The 21386-nt window shown below is 70.7% G+C and carries 15 protein-coding genes and 1 pseudogene; 7 read left to right on the top strand and 9 right to left on the bottom strand.

From position 1 onward, the window contains the following. The first annotated feature begins 96 nt into the window (after positions 1-96). On the top strand, positions 97-3996 hold the full coding sequence (locus ACFWEE_RS10130) for a DNA-directed RNA polymerase subunit beta' (protein ID WP_386888061.1): 3900 nt from the start codon (positions 97-99) through the stop codon (positions 3994-3996). A 211-nt stretch (positions 3997-4207) separates the two neighbouring features. After that, complete coding sequence (locus ACFWEE_RS10125; protein WP_386888059.1) at positions 4208-5503, top strand: N,N-dimethylformamidase beta subunit family domain-containing protein; 1296 nt, start codon at positions 4208-4210, stop codon at positions 5501-5503. Positions 5504-5544: 41 nt separating this feature from the next. Here ACFWEE_RS10125 and ACFWEE_RS10120 read toward each other — a convergent pair whose 3' ends face one another. Further along, a complete protein-coding gene (locus ACFWEE_RS10120) occupies positions 5545-6738 on the bottom strand; it encodes a hypothetical protein (protein WP_386888057.1) in 1194 nt (397 codons plus the stop codon). Positions 6739-7352: 614 nt separating this feature from the next. On the opposite strand from ACFWEE_RS10120, the gene rpsL reads away from it, so the two are divergent. The 4 genes from rpsL to tuf all read left to right on the top strand — a co-directional run bounded on the left by rpsL (position 7353) and on the right by tuf (position 11718). Next, a complete protein-coding gene (rpsL, locus tag ACFWEE_RS10115; RefSeq protein ID WP_003948652.1) occupies positions 7353-7724 on the top strand; it encodes a 30S ribosomal protein S12 in 372 nt (123 codons plus the stop codon). A gap of 2 nt (positions 7725-7726) precedes the next feature. Next, positions 7727-8197 carry a 30S ribosomal protein S7 gene (rpsG, locus tag ACFWEE_RS10110; RefSeq protein ID WP_219611728.1) on the top strand — a complete coding sequence of 157 codons (471 nt, stop codon included), beginning with the start codon at positions 7727-7729 and terminating at the stop codon, positions 8195-8197. 39 nt (positions 8198-8236) lie between these two features. After that, positions 8237-10363, top strand: a complete 2127-nt coding sequence (gene fusA, locus ACFWEE_RS10105) for an elongation factor G (protein WP_386888054.1) — start codon at positions 8237-8239, stop codon at positions 10361-10363. 161 nt (positions 10364-10524) lie between these two features. After that, entirely contained in the window at positions 10525-11718 is a 1194-nt protein-coding gene (gene tuf / locus ACFWEE_RS10100; protein WP_327176205.1) for an elongation factor Tu, read from the top strand. A 157-nt stretch (positions 11719-11875) separates the two neighbouring features. Here tuf and ACFWEE_RS10095 read toward each other — a convergent pair whose 3' ends face one another. Both ACFWEE_RS10095 and ACFWEE_RS10090 read right to left on the bottom strand, forming a co-directional pair. Beyond that, on the bottom strand, positions 11876-12847 hold the full coding sequence (locus tag ACFWEE_RS10095; RefSeq protein WP_386888052.1) for an ABC transporter substrate-binding protein: 972 nt from the start codon (positions 12845-12847) through the stop codon (positions 11876-11878). Between the two features lie 254 nt (positions 12848-13101). Beyond that, positions 13102-13587, bottom strand: a complete 486-nt coding sequence (locus ACFWEE_RS10090; protein WP_386888050.1) for a GNAT family N-acetyltransferase — start codon at positions 13585-13587, stop codon at positions 13102-13104. Positions 13588-13751: 164 nt separating this feature from the next. On the opposite strand from ACFWEE_RS10090, the gene ACFWEE_RS10085 reads away from it, so the two are divergent. Continuing rightward, on the top strand, positions 13752-14303 hold the full coding sequence (locus tag ACFWEE_RS10085; RefSeq protein ID WP_386888048.1) for a cysteine hydrolase family protein: 552 nt from the start codon (positions 13752-13754) through the stop codon (positions 14301-14303). Between the two features lie 81 nt (positions 14304-14384). Here the strand turns inward: ACFWEE_RS10085 and ACFWEE_RS10080 are convergent, their stop codons facing one another. The 6 genes and pseudogenes from ACFWEE_RS10080 to ACFWEE_RS10055 all read right to left on the bottom strand — a co-directional run. Then, entirely contained in the window at positions 14385-14795 is a 411-nt protein-coding gene (locus ACFWEE_RS10080) for an SHOCT domain-containing protein (RefSeq protein WP_386888047.1), read from the bottom strand. 158 nt (positions 14796-14953) lie between these two features. Further along, positions 14954-17179 carry an RNA repair domain-containing protein gene (locus tag ACFWEE_RS10075; protein ID WP_386888045.1) on the bottom strand — a complete coding sequence of 742 codons (2226 nt, stop codon included), beginning with the start codon at positions 17177-17179 and terminating at the stop codon, positions 14954-14956. After that, a complete protein-coding gene (locus ACFWEE_RS10070) occupies positions 17179-18873 on the bottom strand; it encodes an RNA ligase family protein (RefSeq protein WP_386888043.1) in 1695 nt (564 codons plus the stop codon). Before ACFWEE_RS10070 ends, ACFWEE_RS10075 begins: the two co-directional genes overlap by 1 nt. A 130-nt stretch (positions 18874-19003) precedes the next feature. Next, positions 19004-20380 (bottom strand): hypothetical protein, encoded by a 1377-nt coding sequence (locus tag ACFWEE_RS10065; protein WP_386888041.1) that lies wholly within the window; start codon positions 20378-20380, stop codon positions 19004-19006. Between the two features lie 430 nt (positions 20381-20810). Further along, a complete protein-coding gene (locus tag ACFWEE_RS10060; protein ID WP_386888040.1) occupies positions 20811-20990 on the bottom strand; it encodes a GNAT family N-acetyltransferase in 180 nt (59 codons plus the stop codon). An 11-nt stretch (positions 20991-21001) separates the two neighbouring features. Beyond that, a pseudogene (locus ACFWEE_RS10055) lies at positions 21002-21373 on the bottom strand (helix-turn-helix domain-containing protein); the annotation flags it as partial. Positions 21374-21386: the final 13 nt, after the last annotated feature.

Here is a 21386-nt window from a genome sequence, read left to right as displayed (position 1 = left end):
GGCCCTCCCGGGACCCGTTCAGACCATTGCTGAAGTGCCCCATCTCCACGCTTCACGGCGAGGGGCTCGAACCCCCGAAAGAGGGATTGACGACAAGTGCTCGACGTCAACTTCTTCGACGAGCTGCGGATCGGCCTTGCCACCGCGGACGACATCCGGACCTGGTCCCACGGCGAAGTGAAGAAGCCGGAGACCATCAACTACCGCACCCTCAAGCCCGAAAAGGACGGACTCTTCTGCGAGAAGATCTTCGGTCCGACCCGGGACTGGGAGTGCTACTGCGGCAAGTACAAGCGTGTCCGCTTCAAGGGCATCATCTGTGAGCGCTGTGGCGTCGAGGTCACGCGCGCCAAGGTGCGCCGTGAGCGCATGGGCCACATCGAGCTTGCCGCTCCCGTCACCCACATCTGGTACTTCAAGGGCGTCCCGTCGCGCCTCGGATACCTGCTGGACCTCGCGCCGAAGGACCTCGAGAAGGTCATCTACTTCGCCGCGTACATGATCACGTTCGTCGACGAGGAGCGCCGCACCCGCGACCTCCCGTCGCTGGAGGCCCACGTCTCCGTCGAGCGCCAGCAGGTCGAGAACCGTCGCGACTCCGACCTGGAGAACCGCGCCAAGAAGCTCGAGACCGACCTGGCCGAGCTGGAGGCCGAGGGCGCCAAGGCCGACGTGCGCCGCAAGGTGCGCGAAGGTGCCGAGCGCGAGATGAAGCAGCTGCGCGACCGTGCGCAGCGCGAGATCGACCGTCTCGACGAGGTGTGGAGCCGCTTCAAGAACCTCAAGGTCCAGGACCTGGAGGGCGACGAGCTGCTCTACCGCGAGCTGCGTGACCGCTTCGGCACGTACTTCGACGGCTGCATGGGCGCCGCGGCGCTGCAGAAGCGCCTGGAGTCCTTCGACCTCGAGGAGGAGGCCGAGCGCCTCCGCGAGATCATCCGTTCCGGCAAGGGCCAGAAGAAGACCCGTGCGCTCAAGCGCCTCAAGGTCGTCTCCGCGTTCCTGCAGACCAGCAACAAGCCCAAGGGCATGGTGCTCGACTGCGTGCCGGTCATCCCGCCGGACCTGCGTCCGATGGTGCAGCTGGACGGTGGCCGCTTCGCGACCTCCGACCTGAACGACCTGTACCGCCGCGTGATCAACCGCAACAACCGCCTGAAGCGCCTTCTCGACCTCGGTGCCCCCGAGATCATCGTGAACAACGAGAAGCGCATGCTCCAGGAGGCCGTCGACGCGCTGTTCGACAACGGCCGTCGTGGTCGCCCGGTCACGGGCCCCGGCAACCGTCCGCTGAAGTCCCTGAGCGACATGCTCAAGGGCAAGCAGGGTCGATTCCGTCAGAACCTCCTCGGCAAGCGCGTGGACTACTCCGCGCGTTCCGTGATCGTCGTCGGCCCGCAGCTCAAGCTGCACCAGTGCGGTCTGCCGAAGGCCATGGCGCTGGAGCTCTTCAAGCCGTTCGTGATGAAGCGCCTGGTGGACCTGAACCACGCGCAGAACATCAAGTCGGCCAAGCGCATGGTCGAGCGTGGCCGCACCGTCGTGTACGACGTCCTCGAAGAGGTCATCGCCGAGCACCCGGTGCTGCTGAACCGTGCGCCCACCCTGCACCGCCTCGGCATCCAGGCCTTCGAGCCGCAGCTGGTCGAGGGCAAGGCCATCCAGATCCACCCGCTCGTCTGCACCGCGTTCAACGCGGACTTCGACGGTGACCAGATGGCCGTGCACCTGCCGCTCTCCGCGGAGGCGCAGGCCGAGGCCCGCATCCTGATGCTGTCCTCGAACAACATCCTGAAGCCGGCCGACGGTCGCCCCGTCACCATGCCGACCCAGGACATGGTGCTGGGTCTCTTCTTCCTCACCACGGACGAAGAGGGCCGCAACGTCAAGGGCACGGACCGCGCGTTCGGCTCCACGGCCGAGGCCACCATGGCCTTCGACGCCCGCGAGCTGTCGCTCCAGGCGAAGGTCGACATCCGCTTCCCGGTGGGCACCATCCCGCCGCGTGGCTGGGTGCCGCCGGTCGCCGAGGAGGGCGAGCCCGAGTACCAGCCGGGTGACACCTTCCGTCTGCGCACCAGCCTGGGCCGCGCGCTCTTCAACGAGCTGCTGCCCGAGGACTACCCGTTCGTCGACTACTCGGTGGGCAAGAAGCAGCTCTCCGAGATCGTCAACGACCTGGCCGAGCGCTACCCCAAGGTCATCGTGGCGGCGACGCTCGACAACCTGAAGGCGGCCGGTTTCCACTGGGCGACCCGCTCCGGTGTGACCGTGGCCATCTCCGACGTCGTCGTGCCCGAGGCCAAGAAGGCCATCGTGCGCGGTTACGAGGAGCAGGACGAGAAGGTCCAGAAGCAGTACGAGCGCGGTCTGATCACCAAGGACGAGCGCACGCAGGAGCTCATCGCGATCTGGACCAAGGCGACCAACGAGGTTGCCGAGGCGATGAACGCGAACTTCCCCAAGACGAACCCCATCTTCATGATGGTTGACTCGGGTGCCCGAGGAAACATGATGCAGATGCGTCAGATCGCCGGTATGCGTGGTCTGGTGTCGAACGCGAAGAACGAGACGATCCCGCGTCCCATCAAGGCCTCGTTCCGTGAGGGTCTGACCGTTCTGGAGTACTTCATCTCCACGCACGGTGCCCGTAAGGGTCTGGCCGACACCGCCCTGCGTACCGCCGACTCGGGTTACCTGACCCGTCGTCTGGTGGACGTCTCGCAGGACGTGATCATCCGCGAGGAGGACTGTGGCACCGACCGCGGCCTCAAGCTGAAGATCGCGGTCAAGGGCGAGGACGGTGTCCTGCGCAAGACGGACGACGTCGAGACCTCGGTGTACGCCCGCATGCTGGCCGAGGACGTCGTCATCGACGGCAAGGTCATCGCGCCGGCCAACGTGGACCTCGGTGACGTGCTCATCGACGCCCTCGTGAACGCGGGTGTCGAGGAGGTCAAGACCCGTTCGGTCCTGACCTGTGAGTCCGCGGTCGGCACCTGTGCCTTCTGCTACGGACGCTCGCTCGCCACCGGCAAGCTGGTCGACATCGGTGAGGCGGTCGGCATCATCGCCGCCCAGTCCATCGGTGAGCCCGGTACCCAGCTGACGATGCGTACCTTCCACACCGGTGGTGTGGCCGGTGACGACATCACCCAGGGTCTGCCCCGTGTCGTCGAGCTCTTCGAGGCTCGTACGCCGAAGGGTGTCGCTCCGATCTCCGAGGCCGCGGGCCGCATCCGGATCGAAGAGACCGAGAAGACCAAGAAGATCATCGTCACGCCGGACGACGGAAGCGAGGAGACTCCCTTCCCGATCTCCAAGCGCGCCAAGGTGCTCGTCCGCGAGGGCGACCACGTGGAGGTCGGCCAGAAGCTGACCTTCGGTGCGACCAACCCGCACGACGTGCTGCGCATCCTCGGCCAGCGTGCGGTCCAGGTCCACCTGGTCGGCGAAGTCCAGAAGGTCTACAACTCGCAGGGCGTGTCGATCCACGACAAGCACATCGAGATCATCATCCGGCAGATGCTGCGCCGCGTGACGATCATCGAGTCCGGCGACGCGGAGCTCCTGCCGGGCGAGCTCGTCGAGCGCTCGAAGTTCGAGACCGAGAACCGTCGTGTGGTCACCGAGGGCGGACACCCCGCCTCCGGCCGTCCGCAGCTGATGGGTATCACCAAGGCCTCGCTGGCCACCGAGTCGTGGCTGTCGGCGGCGTCCTTCCAGGAGACGACCAGGGTCCTGACCGACGCGGCGATCAACGCCAAGTCGGACTCCCTGATCGGCCTCAAGGAGAACGTCATCATCGGTAAGCTCATCCCGGCCGGTACGGGCCTCGCCCGCTACCGCAACATCCGGGTCGAGCCGACCGAGGAAGCCAAGGCCGCGATGTACTCGGCCGTCGGCTACGACGACATCGACTACTCGCCGTTCGGCACCGGCTCCGGCCAGGCCGTTCCGCTGGAGGACTACGACTACGGTCCGTACAACCAGTAAGCGAGTCGCCTGATCGACCAACCGCAGGGCGGTCACCCCGTTGGGGGTGGCCGCCCTGCGGCGTTTCCGGTTCGTGATCACGCGGACCACGTGTCCGGTCGGACGGGTGTTCTACGATGAGTGATCAGCGACGGGACCGGGGGCCGTCGCTGCCGCACAGGCCCCGGCGTACCGGACCGACCAGCCCGGTGCGGCTCCGTGGAGGTCGTGAATGGCGTACGTGTCGCGCCGGTCCCTGCTGCGTTTCCTCGGGGCGGCGACCGTGGCCGGCGGCGGTGTGACGGCTGCCGCGAGCCCCGCGTGCGCCGCCCACCCGGCGCCGCGTACCGGGGACAACCCGGTGGTGCGCGAGAACCTGGCGACCGGTTCCGACGCCTGGGCGGTCGGCCACCGCGAGACCAGCGGGGTCACCTGCCGCGCGCCCGAGATCCAGGGGTACGCCTCGGCCACGTCGGTGGCGCCGGGATCGTCGCTCGGCTTCCACCTCGCCTCCCACCGCGATCAGACGTGCACGGTCTCCGTGTACCGGGTGGGTCACTACGCGGGCGCCGGAGCACGGCATCTGCTGACCGGCGAACCGATCCCCGTGGGGCCGGGCGACGCGCCCGCGGTCTCCCGCCGCACCGGGGCCGTCGCCTGCGACTGGCCCGTCTCCTGGACACTGGACGTCCCCTCCGACTGGGTCTCGGGCATCTTCCTGGCGGTCTTCACCACCGAGGACGGCTTCCGCAGCTTCACCCCCTTCGTCGTCCGCGAGGAGTCCCGTCGCTCGGACGTGCTGGTCGTCCTTCCCTTCACCGGCTACCAGGCGGACAACGTCTGGCCGCTGCCTCCCGGCCCGGTGCCGGGGGACGGGCCCCTCCAGGTGTCCTTCGACCGCCCCTACGCCGGACTGGGCCTGCCGGCCGGGCTCGTGCAGGACGCCGCTCTCGCACGGTGGGTGGAGGAGGCGGGGTACGACGTGACCTACGCGAGCGCCCTCGACCTGCACGAGGGGCGTGTCGACCCGGCCCGCTGCACGGCCGTGGTGCTGTCCGGCCGGGAGGCGCACTGGTCGCGGGAGATGCGTGACGGCCTCACCGCGGCGGTCGGGGCCGGGACGCGCCTGGCGCTTCTCGACGCGGACGGCGCCCCGGGGCGGGTACGCCTGGCCCCGTCGGCCGACGGCCGGCCCAGCCGCGTCCTCACCCGGCGCCCCGTCGGCCTCGGCGCCGGTACCGGGATACGGCTGGCCCGGCGGACGGCGCCCGGCGCCGGTTCCTGGCCGTGGCAGGGCGGCATCGACGGGAGCCGCCCCGCGGGGACCGGACACGGCGTACGGGTGGACGAGGACGGCCACGGCCGCCTCGTCCTGCGCGCCGGGGCCGTGTCCGGCGGACCTGCCTGGGCCCTGGCGCTCGGTGAGCCCGAGCACCTGGACGCCGCCGTGGGCAGTGCCACCGGCAAGCTCTTCGACCGGATGGTGGGGGAGCGCCCCCGGGGGTCCGGGGCGACCCTGCCGGTCTGAGCGGCGGGAGCGGGCCGGGTCCCCGGGAGCGCGGTGCGGGCTCAGCAGCGCCAGAAGCTGTGGTCCCCGCCCACCCAGCCGGTCAGTGGCCGCTCGTCGTAGATGATGACGTCGCCGCTGGTGGTCACCTCGAACCGGACGGCCATGGTGTCCGTGGTGACCCCGGCGCCCGAGACGACTCCCACGAGCCGCTGGGTGCGGTCCGGCCGTGCGGGGACGGGGAGCCGGAACAGCACCTCTCCGTTGGTCCAGGGCAGGCCGTCGACGCGGGAGATCCCGAAGTGCAGATGGACCTGGTCCCCGGAAAGCCGGTACTGCGGCGGGTAGTTGTCGCTGTTGGGGACGTACACCGCGGTGTCGTAGGGGACCTTGACCCACGCCGGTGTGCCGGGGTGGGGGAAGCGGGCGGCGTAGTACGTGCGGCCCCCCGGTACCCCGTCCGCGAAGCCGAAGGCGAGGGTCGCGGACGCGGTGTCCCCGGGGGCCGCCTGATAGACGCAGAGCCCCTCCGGCTCCCGGTCGGAGAGCGAACTCAGCGTGGTGATGTGCTGCTCCCGGACGACCTTCCCGGACCGCCAGTCCGTGCAGGTGATGTAGGTGTTGGCCTGTGCGCTGTCGCCGTAGAGCGTGTAGAGGTATCCGCCGAGGCTGGTGTAGCCCTGGAGCGTCCGGGTGGACACCTGGCTGACCGTCCCCAGGGGCTCGAAGACCCCTTCCGCCGCCGCGTCGAGGTCGTAGCGGTCGACGAGGGCGACGGACGTGGCGGAGGAGACGTTGCTGTTCTGGCTCCGGAAGATCAGCTCGCGGGCGACCGGGTCGACGGTGGCCGACACCCGGTACACGCCGGTTCTCGGCTGGTGCAGGGCGACGGACTGCGGGTCGGACGCGTCGGCGACGCCGTCGGGCACGTATCTGACCCGGGCTATGGCCTGGGCCCAGAGGCTCTCCGAGACGAGCGCGTCGGTCCAGAGGTAGATGCCGTCGTCCCGGCGGTCGACGCCGATGTTCGCACCGTGCCCGGCCCTCAGCAGGACCATGGAGTCCAGCAGCGTGCCGTCGGCGTGCAGCCGGTTGACCAGCAGACGGGCCTGGTCGCCCTCGGTGACGTAGCGCTGACACACGTACCAGAGCTGGTCCGTCGCCTCCCAGAACATCGACTGGGCGACGCTGCTGGGCGACTTGAGCGGGACGGCCGAGAGCAGGACCGGGTTGACCGGGGCGGCGAGATTGATCACAGGGTTTCCTTCGACGGAGCCGGCGCACGTGGGCGCCGGTGGCCCCGTGCCCGCCCCGGGAGACCGCGGAGGCCTCTGCGGGACCGGACGCTGTCGCCCCGTCCCGGCGGACGCAGCCGGGTCCCGCGTGCGCCTGGTGAGGTGGTCTGCGGGCGGCCTCACTCTAGGTGGTGTCCGACCTTGATCCGCCGGACAGCACCTGGATCCTCCCGCGCACCGGCCCGGGCCCTGTCCACGCCCTGTCCGCGCTCCGGACGTCACGGATCAGGGGGACGATGTGCGCGGTACGTTCTCCGGAGAGCCCCGGACCGGTCATCCGTACGCCACCGCGGTGGCCTCCCCGTGGGGGGACGGGCCGTCGCGCCTCCGGCCGCGCCCCATTTGTTTTGACCCAAGTCGATGAGGTAGGTACGCTCAAGCCTTGTGCCTGGGGTGTGCCTGGGCTCGGCATGCGTGTCCTCAGCCGCAGGCCGGGTCCGCGACAGGGCCACCGCAATCTGCGCCTCATCCGTTGTTTTCCGGCAGAGGCCCGCAGTATTCGACACACCCGACCGCGTGGGTCGGCGACGTTCCAGGTTAGTTTCAACGAACGGCACACAGAAACCGGAGAAGTAGTGCCTACGATCCAGCAGCTGGTCCGGAAGGGCCGGCAGGACAAGGTCGAGAAGAACAAGACGCCCGCGCTCGAGGGTTCGCCCCAGCGCCGCGGCGTCTGCACGCGTGTGTTCACGACCACCCCGAAGAAGCCGAACTCGGCCCTCCGTAAGGTCGCGCGTGTGCGCCTGACCTCCGGCATCGAGGTCACGGCCTACATCCCGGGTGAGGGACACAACCTGCAGGAGCACTCCATCGTGCTCGTGCGTGGTGGCCGTGTGAAGGACCTGCCGGGTGTTCGTTACAAGATCATCCGCGGCTCCCTTGACACCCAGGGTGTCAAGAACCGCAAGCAGGCCCGCAGCCGCTACGGCGCCAAGAAGGAGAAGTAAGAATGCCTCGTAAGGGCCCCGCCCCGAAGCGCCCGGTCATCATCGACCCGGTCTACAGCTCTCCTCTTGTCACGTCGCTGATCAACAAGATCCTGCTCGACGGCAAGCGTTCCACCGCCGAGCGCATCGTGTACGGCGCCATGGAAGGCCTCCGCGAGAAGACCGGCAACGACCCGGTCATCACGCTGAAGCGCGCGCTTGAGAACGTCAAGCCCGCCCTCGAGGTCAAGTCCCGCCGTGTCGGTGGCGCCACCTACCAGGTGCCGATCGAGGTCAAGCCCGGTCGCGCGTCCACCCTCGCTCTGCGCTGGCTCGTCGGTTACTCCCGCGCCCGTCGTGAGAAGACCATGACCGAGCGCCTCATGAACGAGCTGCTCGACGCCTCCAACGGCCTCGGCGCTGCGGTCAAGAAGCGCGAGGACACCCACAAGATGGCCGAGTCCAACAAGGCCTTCGCGCACTACCGCTGGTAGTCGTTACCCACATCGAGACCGAGAGAAGACTGAAGCCTTATGGCTACCACTTCGCTTGACCTGGCCAAGGTCCGCAACATTGGGATCATGGCCCACATCGACGCGGGCAAGACGACCACCACTGAGCGGATCCTGTTCTACACCGGCGTTTCGTACAAGATCGGTGAAGTCCACGACGGCGCTGCCACGATGGACTGGATGGAGCAGGAGCAGGAGCGCGGCATCACGATCACGTCTGCCGCGACGACCTGCCACTGGCCCCTCGAAGATGTCGATCACACGATCAACATCATCGACACCCCGGGTCACGTGGACTTCACCGTCGAGGTGGAGCGTTCGCTCCGCGTCCTCGACGGCGCCGTGACGGTGTTCGACGGCGTTGCCGGCGTCGAGCCCCAGTCCGAGACCGTTTGGCGTCAGGCGGACCGCTACGGCGTCCCGCGCATCTGCTTCGTCAACAAGCTCGACCGGACCGGCGCGGAGTTCCTCCGCTGCGTCGACATGATCGTGGACCGCCTCGGCGCGACCCCGATCGTCATGCAGCTGCCGATCGGTGCCGAGGCCGACTTCCAGGGTGTCGTGGACCTCGTCCGCATGAAGGCCCTGGTCTGGTCCGCCGACGCGTCCAAGGGCGAGATGTACGACGTCGTCGACATCCCGGCCGACCTCCAGGAGCTGGCCGAGGAGTACCGCGGCAAGCTCGTCGAGACCGTCGCCGAGAACGACGACCAGATCATGGAGCTGTACCTGGAGGGCACCGAGCCCACCGAGGAGCAGATCTACGCCGCGGTCCGTCGCATCACCATTGCCTCCGGCAAGGGTGGGGACACCACGGTCACCCCCGTGTTCTGTGGCACCGCGTTCAAGAACAAGGGCGTTCAGCCCCTGCTCGACGCGGTCGTGCGTTACCTCCCGTCGCCGCTGGACGTCGAGGGCATCGAGGGCCACGCGGTCTCCGACGCCGAGCAGGTCATCACCCGCAAGCCTTCGGAGGAGGAGCCGCTCGCCGCGCTCGCCTTCAAGATCGCGAGCGACCCGCACCTCGGCAAGCTCACCTTCATCCGGGTCTACTCGGGTCGCCTGGAGGCCGGCACCGCGGTGCTGAACTCCGTCAAGGGCAAGAAGGAGCGCATCGGCAAGATCTACCGCATGCACGCGAACAAGCGTGAGGAGATCGACGCGGTGGGCGCCGGCGACATCGTCGCCGTCATGGGCCTGAAGCAGACCACCACCGGTGAGACGCTGTGTGACGACAAGAACCCGGTCATCCTGGAGTCCATGGACTTCCCGGCGCCGGTCATTCAGGTCGCCATCGAGCCCAAGTCCAAGGGTGACCAGGAGAAGCTGGGTGTCGCCATCCAGCGTCTCGCGGAGGAGGACCCCTCCTTCCAGGTTCACTCGGACGAGGAGACCGGCCAGACCATCATCGGTGGTATGGGCGAGCTCCACCTCGACGTCCTCGTCGACCGCATGCGTCGCGAGTTCAAGGTCGAGGCGAACGTCGGCAAGCCCCAGGTCGCGTACCGCGAGACGATCCGCAAGGCCGTCGAGCGTCATGACTACACCCACAAGAAGCAGACCGGTGGTACCGGTCAGTTCGCCAAGGTGCAGATCGCGATCGAGCCGATCGAGGGCGGCGACGCCTCGTACGAGTTCGTGAACAAGGTCACCGGTGGCCGCATCCCCAAGGAGTACATCCCCTCGGTGGACGCGGGCGCGCAGGAGGCCATGCAGTTCGGCATCCTGGCCGGCTACGAGATGACCGGCGTCCGCGTCATTCTTCTCGACGGTGGCTACCACGAGGTCGACTCCTCCGAACTCGCGTTCAAGATCGCCGGTTCGCAGGCCTTCAAGGAGGCCGCGCGCAAGGCTTCTCCCGTCATTCTCGAGCCCATGATGGCCGTTGAGGTCACCACGCCCGAGGACTACATGGGTGAGGTCATCGGCGACATCAACTCCCGCCGTGGCCAGATCCAGGCCATGGAGGAGCGCCACGGTGCTCGCATCGTGAAGGGCCTCGTGCCCCTCTCGGAGATGTTCGGCTACGTCGGAGACCTCCGTAGCAAGACCTCGGGTCGCGCAAGCTACTCGATGCAGTTCGACTCCTACGCCGAGGTTCCGCGGAACGTCGCCGAGGAGATCATCGCGAAGGCCAAGGGCGAGTAACTCTCCCGAGCTCACGCTTTAGGCTTGTCACCGGAGCCTGGTGGGCATTCACCGTCACCGCGCGAGCGGAGGCGGTGGATGCCCCGGGCTCCGGCATCCCAGCAAAGATCACCTGGCGCCGATGAAGCAAGGCGTACAGAACCACTCCCCAGGAGGACCCAGTGGCGAAGGCGAAGTTCGAGCGGACTAAGCCCCACGTCAACATCGGCACCATCGGTCACATTGACCACGGTAAGACGACCCTCACGGCCGCCATTACCAAGGTGCTGCACGACGCGTACCCCGACCTGAACGAGGCCTCGGCCTTTGACCAGATCGACAAGGCTCCCGAGGAGCGCCAGCGCGGTATCACGATCTCGATCGCGCACGTCGAGTACCAGACGGAGTCGCGTCACTACGCGCACGTCGACTGCCCGGGTCACGCGGACTACATCAAGAACATGATCACGGGTGCCGCGCAGATGGACGGCGCCATCCTCGTGGTCGCCGCCACCGACGGCCCGATGCCGCAGACCAAGGAGCACGTGCTCCTGGCCCGCCAGGTCGGCGTTCCGTACATCGTCGTCGCCCTGAACAAGGCCGACATGGTGGACGACGAGGAGATCCTGGAGCTCGTCGAGCTCGAGGTCCGTGAGCTCCTCTCCGAGTACGAGTTCCCGGGCGACGACCTGCCGGTCGTCAAGGTCTCGGCGCTCAAGGCGCTCGAGGGCGACAAGGAGTGGGGCCAGTCGGTCCTGAACCTGATGGCCGCCGTCGACGAGTCGATCCCGCAGCCCGAGCGCGACGTCGACAAGCCGTTCCTGATGCCGATCGAGGACGTCTTCACGATCACCGGTCGTGGCACCGTCGTCACCGGCCGCATCGAGCGTGGTGTCCTGAAGGTCAACGAGACCGTTGACATCGTGGGCATCAAGCAGGAGAAGACCACCACCACGGTCACCGGCATCGAGATGTTCCGCAAGCTGCTCGACGAGGGCCAGGCCGGTGAGAACGTCGGTCTGCTCCTCCGTGGCATCAAGCGCGAGGACGTCGAGCGCGGCCAGGTCATCATCAAGCCCGGTTCGGTCACGCCGCACACCGAGTTCGAGGCCCAGTCCTACATCCTGTCGAAGGACGAGGGTGGCCGTCACACCCCGTTCTTCAACAACTACCGCCCGCAGTTCTACTTCCGTACCACGGACGTCACGGGCGTTGTGACCCTTCCCGAGGGCACCGAGATGGTCATGCCGGGCGACAACACCGTCATGAACGTCGTGCTGATCCAGCCGGTCGCCATGGAAGAGGGCCTGAAGTTCGCCATCCGTGAGGGTGGCCGGACCGTGGGCGCCGGCCAGGTCACCAAGATCCTCAAGTAATTACTTGGGAGTCTGACCTGGTTGCTCCTCACTGAGCACCGAGAAGGGCCCCGGCCCGCCGCGCGAGCGGTGGGACGGGGCCCTTCTTCTTGTCCGGGGGGATTCTTTCTGCGGGGGTTCGCCGGGCCGGCGCGGGCCCGACGGGCGGGAGGCGGCGCTACCGCCGGGCCGCCATGGCCGCCGCGCCTATCCTCGGGGCCAGTTCCGCGACGGCCCATTCGACGCTGTGCGGGGTCGGTTCGGCGAGGGCCTGGGCGAGGGCCGGGGTCAGCGGAATGTACCGGCCTTCGGCGACCGCCGGCATCTTCCGGAAGGCGGGGGTCCGTTCCAGGGTGGCGAGGGCGTCGGTCGTACCGGCGGCGAAGACGATGTCGGTGTCGGCCTGGCCGACGTCGGCGTAGTCGAGGTAGGCGCGGGCCGGGTTGCTGGAGTCGGGCAGCAGGGCGGTGAGCTCGTTGAGCTTCATCCCGAGCCTGCGCAGCACGCGGGTGGAGGTGTCCTCGCGCGACTTCACCGCGCCGACGCCGTGGGGCATGGGGGAGACCAGCAGGTTGAAGCGGGTGCCGGTCATGGCGGGGAAGGCCGCGCGGGCGTCGAGGGTGGTCTGTTCGGCGGCGCTGATGAGCTGGTCGCCCTGGTCCTTGACGCCGAGCGCCTTGGCGATGACGCGGGTGCTCGTCTGCCAGGGGTCGGCATCGGGGCCCTTGACGTAGTGCACGACGGGCGCGATGGCGGAGAGCTTCGCGTAGACGGGGTCGAGTGCGCGGTCCCGGGTCGCCAGGATCACGTCGGGCTTGTACGAGGCGACCTCGGCGACCACGTCGCCGTGGGCCGGGAGCAGGTGGGGCTGCTTGCCGGAGAGGGCGCTCTTCGTCCAGGGCGTGATGCCGCCGGACACCCCCTCGTCGGCCGCGGGCATGGCCGTCGGCGTGAAGCCGAGCGAGAGCGCGATGTCGGCGCTGGCGCTGTCGAGCGCGACCACCCTGCGCGGCTTCCCCTTGATCTCCGCCGTGCCGAGTTTGCCCTCGACCGAGACGGAGGGGGTGGTTCCGTCGGCCGAGCAGGCGGTGGCCAGCAGCAGGGCGGAGGCTGCGCCGACGAGTGCACCGGTCCGGATGCGGGTGTTCATGCTTCTCCTTGACTCGCTCCCCGCGACAGTAGCCCGATTCGTACGCACGTACGTGGCTGGAACCTGTGATTCCGGTTGCCCTGGTCGCCGGGGGCGCGAAGCGCGGGCGGCGGGAGCCTGCCCATGATCCGGGCGGGTCCATCCACGCGTCCGCGCCCGGACCGGAGCCGCCCCGCGCACCGGACTCCCGCGGGGTACGGAGAGGAGTCGAGGGGTACGTCGTCAGCCGGTGACGGCCGCCGAGGGGTGCGTCGTCAGCCGGTGACGGCCGCCGAGGCGTTACGGACCGGTCGGCGGACCATGTACACGTCGATCGGGTCCTGCTTCTCCTCGACGAAGCCGTGCCGCTCGTACAGCGGGCGGGCGGCGCTGCCCTGGACGACGATCAGCCGGACCTCCGCGCCCGCCTCGTCGGCGCGGGTGAGCAGCGAGCGCAGGACCGCGCCGCCCACACCGCGCCCCTGGATCTCGGGGGCGATGTAGAAGTTCTCCAGCCAGCGGCCCTGCTCGATGGGCCGCAGGGTCACGCTTCCGGCGAAGGCTCCGTCGACCTCGATGACCGAGGTGTGCTCGGGCGCCCAGGCGTCGCGCAGCCGCTGGCGTACGCGGTGGTCGTCGTACCGGCCGAGGCGCTCCAGGTCCGGCCGCATGGCCTCGGCGCGCAGGTCCGCGATGGTCTCCAGGTCGCCGGGGAGCGCGGGGCGCAGGGCCCAGGCGACGGCGGTGGTGCTGTTGTTCATCCGTCAAGTATCTAGGCCACCCCTGCGGGGAGTTGAGCGGGGGAGCGCAGTACCGTCGCCCCGACGGCCGGCTGCGGATCCCTGTCGGTCCCCTCGGTCCCCACCGGACCACGTCGAGCCTGGTTGTCGCACGCTGCCGGCCCCCGCACGAGAGAAGGAACCCGATGTCCGAGCGCACCGCCCTGCTGATCATGGACGTCCAGAAGCTCATCGTCGAGCGGCTTGCCGGGCCGGATTACCTGGACCGGGTGGAGGAGGCCGTCGATCACGCCCGGAGCGGGGGGACGCAGGTCATCCATGTGACGGTCGGGTTCCGTCCCGGGGCTCCCGAGATCCACCCGCGGAACAAGATGTTCGCCGGTCTGGCCGGTCGCCGGGCGGCGCCCGCGGGCGTGGACCCCAACCCGATCCACCCCCGGGTGGAGCCCCGCCCGGAGGACGTCGTGGTCGTCAAGCGGCGGGTGAGCGCCTTCGCGGGCAGCGACCTCGACATGGTGCTGCGGGCCGGAGGCTTCGACCACCTGGTCCTCGCCGGTATCGCCACCAGCGGGGTGGTGCTGTCGACCGTGCGCCAGGCCGCGGACCTCGACTACCGGCTCACCGTCCTCTCGGACGCCTGCGCGGACGGTGACCCCGAGGTGCACCGGGTCCTGACGGAGAAGGTGTTCCCGAGGCAGGCCGAGGTCGTCACGGTGGCGGAGTGGGCCAAGGGCTGAGCCGCGCACGGCGCCGGGCCCGGTTCCGAACCCCGTGTGGGGGAGGGGACCGGGCCCGGCGGTGTCGCCGTGCGGCGGGCGTCAGCCGATGATCTTCGCCTTGGCCCGCTCGAACTCCTCGTCGGAGATGTCGCCCCGCGCCCGTACCTCGGAGAGCTTGGCCAGCTGCTCGGCCGGGGTGGCGGAGCCGCCCGCGGTCTCGCGGATGTACGTCTCGAACGCGTGCTGCTGCTCCTTCGCGTGCTTGTGCTCGCGGCTGCCCATGCCCCGGCCCCGGGCGATGACGTACGCGAAGACGCCGATGTACGGCAGCACGATCACGATGAGCAGCCAGAGGGTCTTGGCCCAGCCGCTCATGTCGTCGTCGCGGAAGATGTCGGCGATGATCCGGAAGAGGAGCACCAGCCACAGAACCCAGATGAAGACCCACATCGCGGTCCAGAAGGCGCCGAGGACCGGATAGTCGTAGGCCAGGTACACGCCGTTGCTCATCGTTCTTCTCCTGTCGGAGCCGTAGCAGCACCACTCCCCCCGGGACATCCATCCTGCGTCCGGTCGTGGAAGTCGGCCACGCGAGCGGAGAAGGGCGGCGCGTGAGGGCGGCGGGCGGGAGGCCGGTGGGCACCGGGGCGAACGGCGTCCCGCGTGCCTCAGCCCAGCGGGGGCGGCGCCGGCGTCCGGCTCACCCCGGCGCCGGGCAGTCCGCGCAGGATCTCCGCGCCGATCTCCGTGAGGCGCTGCGCGTCCGGGGGCGTGGCGCCGAGCCCGACGGCGTACCGGACGAACCCCGCGTCCGCGCCCCCGGCGACCGGGTGGGGCCAGGCGTGGGTGTCGGGGGAGCCGGACCGGGCGAGGGCGTCGAGGAGCGCCAGTAGCCGTCCCCGGAAGCGGCCCTCGTCCGCGCCCTCGCGGACGGAGACCAGCGCCCAGGCGGCGTGGCGCAGGTGGAGCGGCGGCGGGGCGCAGAGCCGGGCGTACGGGACGGGCTCGGCGTCCGCCGTCGCCTCCAGCACCTCCCACGCCCGGTACAGCTCCTCGGCCAGCAGGTCCCGGCGTGCCGCCGACACCTGCGTGGAGCAGGAACGTACAGGGGCGGTCGGCGTCAGGATCGTGACGGCGGCGGCACCGGTGCGGGGAACTTCGGGGCCGCCCGCGCACGCCACCGGCCGGTCCCAGTCCCACGCCGCCCACTGGGCGAAGAACCGCCGGAGCAGCGCCGTACGCGTCGGTCTCACCGCCCCCGCCCCCGCCGCGGACACCGTCCGGACCGCCAGCACCGTCCACGCCAGGCCCGGCAACCCGCCGCTCGGGGCCGAGTCGAGCCCGCGCGCCCGCGCCCACGCCTTCACGTCGTGGACCAGCCCGGTGAAGGCACTCCGGTACGGGGCCGTGGCCGCGCACACCGCCTCCGCGTCGCTCACCGCGCTCAGCGCGACGGCCGCCGCGCCGCCCAGTTCCGCGCGCCGCTCGACCGCCTCCGCCGGGGGGACCCGGTCCGGGACGACCGTCACCAGGTCCACCCGTACGCCGTCGAGCCGGAAACGCAGGCCGGGGACCCGGGCCCCCACCACCTCGCACACCTCCTCGGCGTCCGGCAGCCGGCGCGCCAGCGCGCGGGCACCGACGGGGGCGGGCAGCGCCGCCACCAGGTCCACGTCCGCACCGGGCAGCGCACCGCCGATCCGCCGCGAACCGACGAGCCGGACGCTTCCGCCGGGGAACGCCCCCGCCACGCGGCGGAGCACCGACTCGCCGACCCCGGGGGCCGTTTCGGCCCCGGCCGGGGCCAGTTCGACGCGTACGCCGAAGTGGTCCGAGGCGTACAGCCCGGTCGCGTCGGGATCGTCGCCCACCAGAGAGGCCGCCACCGGGCGCAGCCGCGCCGCGCGGTGGAGGACCCGGTCCAGCCGTGAGACCCGGCCGGTGAGCGAGCCCACGGCGGCCAGCGGGTTCGCCGAGGGGTCGAAGGTGGGGGTCCGGTCGTCCGGGCCGTGGACCGCCGCCCAGGCGTCCGTCAGGCCGAGCCGGGACTGCGGGTTCGGGCCGCCGTCGTTGAAGTCGCCGACCACCAGGAGGTCTCCCGCCAGGTCCGTCAACCCCGTCGCGAGGTCGGCGAGTTCGCGGTCGCGGCGGGCGGCCCCCTCGGGGGAGTGGTCGCTGCTGAGGTGGGTCACCGCGACGGTGACGGGCCCGTCCGCCGTCTCCACGACGACCGCCGCGACCGCCTTGTGCCGCCCCAGCGGGTGCCACCCCGCCTCGCGCACCGGCAGGCGGCTGAGCAGCAGCAGCCCGCAGTCTGCGACGTCCCGCCCGTCCACGGCGGCGCCGAACACGTACTCCTCCCGGACCCACACGCTGCCCGCCAGCAGGTCCAGCAGGGGCGGTTCGACCTCCTGGAGGGCGATCACGTCCGCGTCGGCGGCCCGCAGCGCGTCGAGGAGGAGCGGGCGGCGGCGGTCGGTGGCGATGTGCTCGGAGTCGTACCGGTCCCAGAGCGTGTTCCACGTCAGCACGGTCAACCCGGGTGCAAGCGGGGCGAGTTCGCCGGGGCCGGGGGCGGGTGCCCAGGTCCGGCCGTCGAAGGCGTGCGGGGTGCGGGCGGCGAAGTACGGCGACGGCAGCGACCTCGCCTCGCGCACCCGCCCGGCCTCCGCCGTGTCCACCCGGTCCAGGCCACAGGCGCGGTCCCACACCGTCTCGCCGTCCGCCTCGAAGAAGAGCACCCGGTGCCAGGGGACCTCCCCGCCCGGCGTGAAGCGCGGCAACGGCACCCGCTTCGGCTCCCGGCCGCGCTGCGCCACCCCGATCGTGAACCGCGCCGGATCGAAACGGGCGTCCCAGCGGATCCGGTGGTAGATCTCGTCGCTCGTCCGCATCAGGCCCTCGCCTCCACCGTCCCGCTCGTGCCCAGGTACCAGGTCCGGTGCGCCTCGCCGGGGTAGGGCGGGACGTACCGCCGCAGCTGCGCCTCCTGCACCCGTGGCGGTACGGGATGGGTACGGCGGGTGTTGCGCCGGGCCAGCTCCTCCGCGCCCACCACCGCCACCACGTGCGTGACCATCGCGTCCCGGCGCGCGGCGGCGGCGTGCACCAGCGAGCGCTGCCGGGGGGTGAGCGAGGTCGCGTCCCAGACCGTCGTCGTACGGGGGTCCAGCGCCCGGTCCAGCCGCTCCAGCGCCTCCCGCAGCACCTCGGCGTCGGCGCTCTGGTCCGCCCGGTCGCCGCGCGCCTCGCGCAGGTCGTCGAGGGCGACGCGGGTGGTGACGCCGGGCAGTTCGCGGGCGTACGTGCTCTTCCCGCTGCCGGACGGCCCGCACACGAGCACCAGGCGCGGGAAGTCGCCGGACCTCAGCCGCCAGGTCGCGGCGACCGCCTCCTCGGCGGTCGAGATCCGCCCCAGCGCGTACGCCTCGCGGGCCTGCGCCCGGCAGCGGTCGGCCGCGTCCGGCTCCAGACCGTCGAACACCTCGTGCAGCCCGGCGGGCTCGCGCACCTCCTCGGCGTGGAGCGCGGACCACTCGACGTGGCCGCGCGCCTCGTCCGTGGGCGCGGTGGCCGCCGCCAGCGCGTGCAGGGCCGGCAGACCGGCCGCCCACGACATGCGGGTCAGCCCGGTCCGGCGCTCCTCGTCCGGGTACGGCCGGTGCAGCGCACGGTGGAGCCCCACCAGATCGGCGGTCCGCACGGCCAGCGGCAGCCCGACGACCGGGGCGAGCCGGGGCGCGATCGAGGTCCGGCGGTCACGGTGCAGCAGCCCCGCGAGGACTCCGGCCAGCCGCTCGTCGCCGAAGGGCGCGGAGCCGTCGGCGCCCACGACGTCGGCTCCCATGACGTGGGCCGTACGGGCGTCGGGCGCGGTGTCCTCCCGCGCACCGGGCGAGAGCGCTTCGCACAGGGCGTCCGCGTCGACCGAGCCGCCGGAACGTACGTTCCACAGGGCGGCGGACGGGCCCAGCGCATTCGGGACGACCGCCGCGTGCATCCAGTGGGTGTCCGTCGTCACGTGCCCGGGCCGCACCCACTTGGCGACCACCCGCCCGAACTCGTCGGCCCCGAAGGCCGCTGCGGGCCGGACCACGTACCCCTCCTGCCGCCCGGTGTCGAGCGCCGTCTTCCGCAGCGCCTTCTCCGCCCGCGCGTCGAACACCCCGCGCCAGAGCACCGGCGGTACGGGGATGCCCAGCCCGCGCAGGAACGCGGTGGTGCGGTCCCAGTCCAGGCAGCGGTCGCCGTCCCAGACGGAGAAGCCGTAGAAGAAGCCGTCCAGCCGGTCGTACGGGATCGAGTGCCGCGCGAACAGGTTCTCGCCGCACACCCGCCATCCCACCGGTATGCGGGAACCCACCCGCCCCTGGAGCGCCTTCACCCAGCCCCGCGAGGGGTGGTGGGCGGAGTCCAGCGAACGGGCGTGCAGCCCGTCCGCGTAGAGCGTGGTGTTCTCGCCGTCGAGCTTCTCCGTCACGACGACCTCCCGCCCGGCGAGCGCCGCCAGGTCCGCCACCCGTACGTCGTCCGAGGTGGCGCCCGGCGACCAGGGCAGGTGCGGGGTGCGCGGATAGTGCGTACGCATGGTGTGGTCGGCCCCCCGGTCCGGTGGAAAAGCGACCGTCACTCTACGCAGCGGCGGGGCGGCGAGGCGACGGGATTTCGGCCGGGCGGGGCGGTGACGCGGGTCCGGCCGGGCGGCGGCGTCGACCGGCTCAGGACCGGCAGCCGGGGCAGCGGCCCGGATCGGCGGAGCGGAACGCCCGGTCGCAGGCGTCGCAGTTCTGCAGGGGCGGGACGGCGGAGCCGCGGGGGGCCTCCCGGCGATCGTGCCCATGTCCGTGCCCGTGCCCGTGCCCGTGGTCGTGACTGTTCCTGGGCAGCGGCGGGGGCAGGCGGTCGATCAGTCGGCGGCCGACGAACTTGACCGGGTACTTCACGACCGGAGGCAGCTCGCCCAGGAGCGCCCGGTGCAGGGTGTCCGGCTCCACCCCGCGCTCCAGCCAGAGGGTCACGGACGGCGCGAGTTTCGCCACGTCCTTCTCGCTGAGCGTCAGCCGCGCGTCCTTGCCCCGCAGCCCGCTGAGCAGTTCGACGGCGGTGGCGTACCGCTCCAGCTCGGCGGCCGAGGGAGCGGACGGCGGTGCGGGGCGGGGGAGCGCGGCACGGATGGTGGAGGCGTCGGGAACGGCAACTGCCGTATCAGGTACGGCGGACGGGGCGTCGGGCGCGGCGGCCACAGGTTCTGCTGCGGCAGGTACGTCAGGTACGGCGGGCGGATCAGGTACGGCAGGCGGATCAGGTACGGGGCCGGGCTGCGGGTCCTGCGTCACGGAGGCGGCCACGGGCTGCTCCTGCGGCGCCGGGCCGGGTAGGTGCGCTACGGGTCCGGTCTCCTGCGGCACCTGGGCGGCCACCCCCGCAGCAGCGGCCTCCACGGTGGTCGGCCCCTCGGTGGTCGGCCCTTCGGTGGTCGCCTCCGGTTCCCACAGCTCCCGCAGCGCGTCCGCCGCCGTGCACATCGCCCGTACGGGACGCTGCGGCGCACCACGCCGTCCCGGTGCGGTCCGGGTGCCGAAGTGCCGTCCGGCGGCCGGGGCGCCCGCCCGCTGCTGCGGGACGGTGGCGGACCTCCGCCCGAGAACCGCCCCGCCGGAAGCCTTCCGTTCGGCGCCCCCGACCTCGGCCGCGGCTTTTTGCGCGGCCCGTTCGTGCAGGGCGGCGTCGGGGTGGTTGTACGCGATCGTCCGCGTCATGAACCGGCCCTCGCCGACACGGTCCCGGGGCCGGTCCAGGTACCCGCACCGCTCCAGCTCGCGCATGGCCCGTGCGATGGTCTCGGCGCCCTCCTGGAAGCGCTCGGCGAGCCCCTTGATGCCCACGCGTCGCCCGGGTGGCAGCGACTGGATGTGGACCGAGATGCCGATCGCCACGAGCGACAGTTCGGGGTGTTGCGCCAGATGGTTGCTGACCACCACGAACTCGCTGGTGAGCGGCAGGGTCACGTGCGACAGCCCGGAAGTCCGGGTGCGGCTGCGGTCGACGACCACTGTCTGGGCGCGCGGGCGCGCGCTAGGCTTCTGCCTATCCATTGGGAAGACTGCTTTCTTCCTGGTTGGTCAGGCCCTCGATCGGGATGCCAGTCCCGGCGGGGGCCGTCCTATGTCCGGTGTGGGGCGGATGCCCCTGTTGTTGGGGGGAGCGTATGCCCCCCGACCGGACGGAAATCCAGCTGAGCCACCCAAAGTCACCCGTCCGGGTGAGGACGCGCCGAGGGGCACCGGTCGGCCCTCGAAGCGCTGGGTGGGGAGGGGGTTGGGTTGGGTTCTTTCCCACGTTCTTTCAAGCTTTTGGAATCCCGAAGCGCCCTGTCCCCATCTGCCAGGACACGGACGACCCGATCCCATTGCACCGGGTCCCGTCGCACCGGGTCCCGGTGATCGGGTCCCGTCGCAGGGCGCCGCTGACACGTGGGGGGACTCCTCGGCCCGGCGATTTTCTTGTTCCGACGTGTCGGAAGCCTCAGGTGCTGTTGCGCTGTCGGGCGTACAGCTCGTACGGCGCGGTGGTCCCGTCCCACGCACGTTGGTTGCGCACGCCGACGTGGATGAACCCTGCCTTGGTCAGGACCCGTCCGGAGTTCTGGTTGTCGGGGTGGTGGATGGCTTCCAGCCGATTCAGCCCGGCGGTGGTGAACGCCACAGCAACGACCTGGGTGGAACGTTGGAGACGTAGACCCGGCAGGTGCGGGTGCGCTCGTGGAGGTTGTTCCAGTGCTGTTGGACACGGCGCATTCCGCCCTGGTGCAGGCGGCGCCACTCCACGTACATGGAGTCGACCGCTCGGGCGGTGGCGATGAGATCGTCGGCTTGGTCGTCGGCGCCGCACGCCGCGCACCACCTACGGATGTCGGCGTCGGAGGGCGGAGCCTCGCCCTTCTGGATGCGGGTGCTCTTCGAGGGATGCCAGCCGCACCTGGCGGAGAGTTCCTTCCCGGTGAGACCGGCTTCCCTGCGTAGATGCTGCAACCGCACAGCGAGCGCCTCACGGGCTGCTTGTGCACTGGACGACGGCGATGCAGGCATGTGGGCTACTCAG

The sequence above is a fragment of the Streptomyces sp. NPDC060184 genome (assembly GCF_042728795.1).
GTDB lineage: Bacteria > Actinomycetota > Actinomycetes > Streptomycetales > Streptomycetaceae > Streptomyces.
Note: the sequence above shows the minus strand (reverse complement) of the source record. Positions and strands in the feature narration are given on the sequence as shown.

Excerpts from the sequence above, each read along its gene's own strand:
- ACFWEE_RS10090 (WP_386888050.1), bottom strand. The coding sequence starts at position 13,587 with ATGAACAACAGCACCACCGCCGTCGCCTGGGCCCTGCGCCCCGCGCTC.
- rpsG (WP_219611728.1), top strand. The coding sequence starts at position 7,727 with ATGCCTCGTAAGGGCCCCGCCCCGAAGCGCCCGGTCATCATCGACCCG.
- ACFWEE_RS10125 (WP_386888059.1), top strand. The coding sequence starts at position 4,208 with ATGGCGTACGTGTCGCGCCGGTCCCTGCTGCGTTTCCTCGGGGCGGCG.
- ACFWEE_RS10080 (WP_386888047.1), bottom strand. The coding sequence starts at position 14,795 with ATGAGCAACGGCGTGTACCTGGCCTACGACTATCCGGTCCTCGGCGCC.
- ACFWEE_RS10095 (WP_386888052.1), bottom strand. The coding sequence starts at position 12,847 with ATGAACACCCGCATCCGGACCGGTGCACTCGTCGGCGCAGCCTCCGCC.
- ACFWEE_RS10065 (WP_386888041.1), bottom strand. The coding sequence starts at position 20,380 with ATGGATAGGCAGAAGCCTAGCGCGCGCCCGCGCGCCCAGACAGTGGTC.
- ACFWEE_RS10085 (WP_386888048.1), top strand. The coding sequence starts at position 13,752 with ATGTCCGAGCGCACCGCCCTGCTGATCATGGACGTCCAGAAGCTCATC.
- ACFWEE_RS10070 (WP_386888043.1), bottom strand. The coding sequence starts at position 18,873 with ATGCGTACGCACTATCCGCGCACCCCGCACCTGCCCTGGTCGCCGGGC.
- ACFWEE_RS10075 (WP_386888045.1), bottom strand. The coding sequence starts at position 17,179 with ATGCGGACGAGCGACGAGATCTACCACCGGATCCGCTGGGACGCCCGT.
- fusA (WP_386888054.1), top strand. The coding sequence starts at position 8,237 with ATGGCTACCACTTCGCTTGACCTGGCCAAGGTCCGCAACATTGGGATC.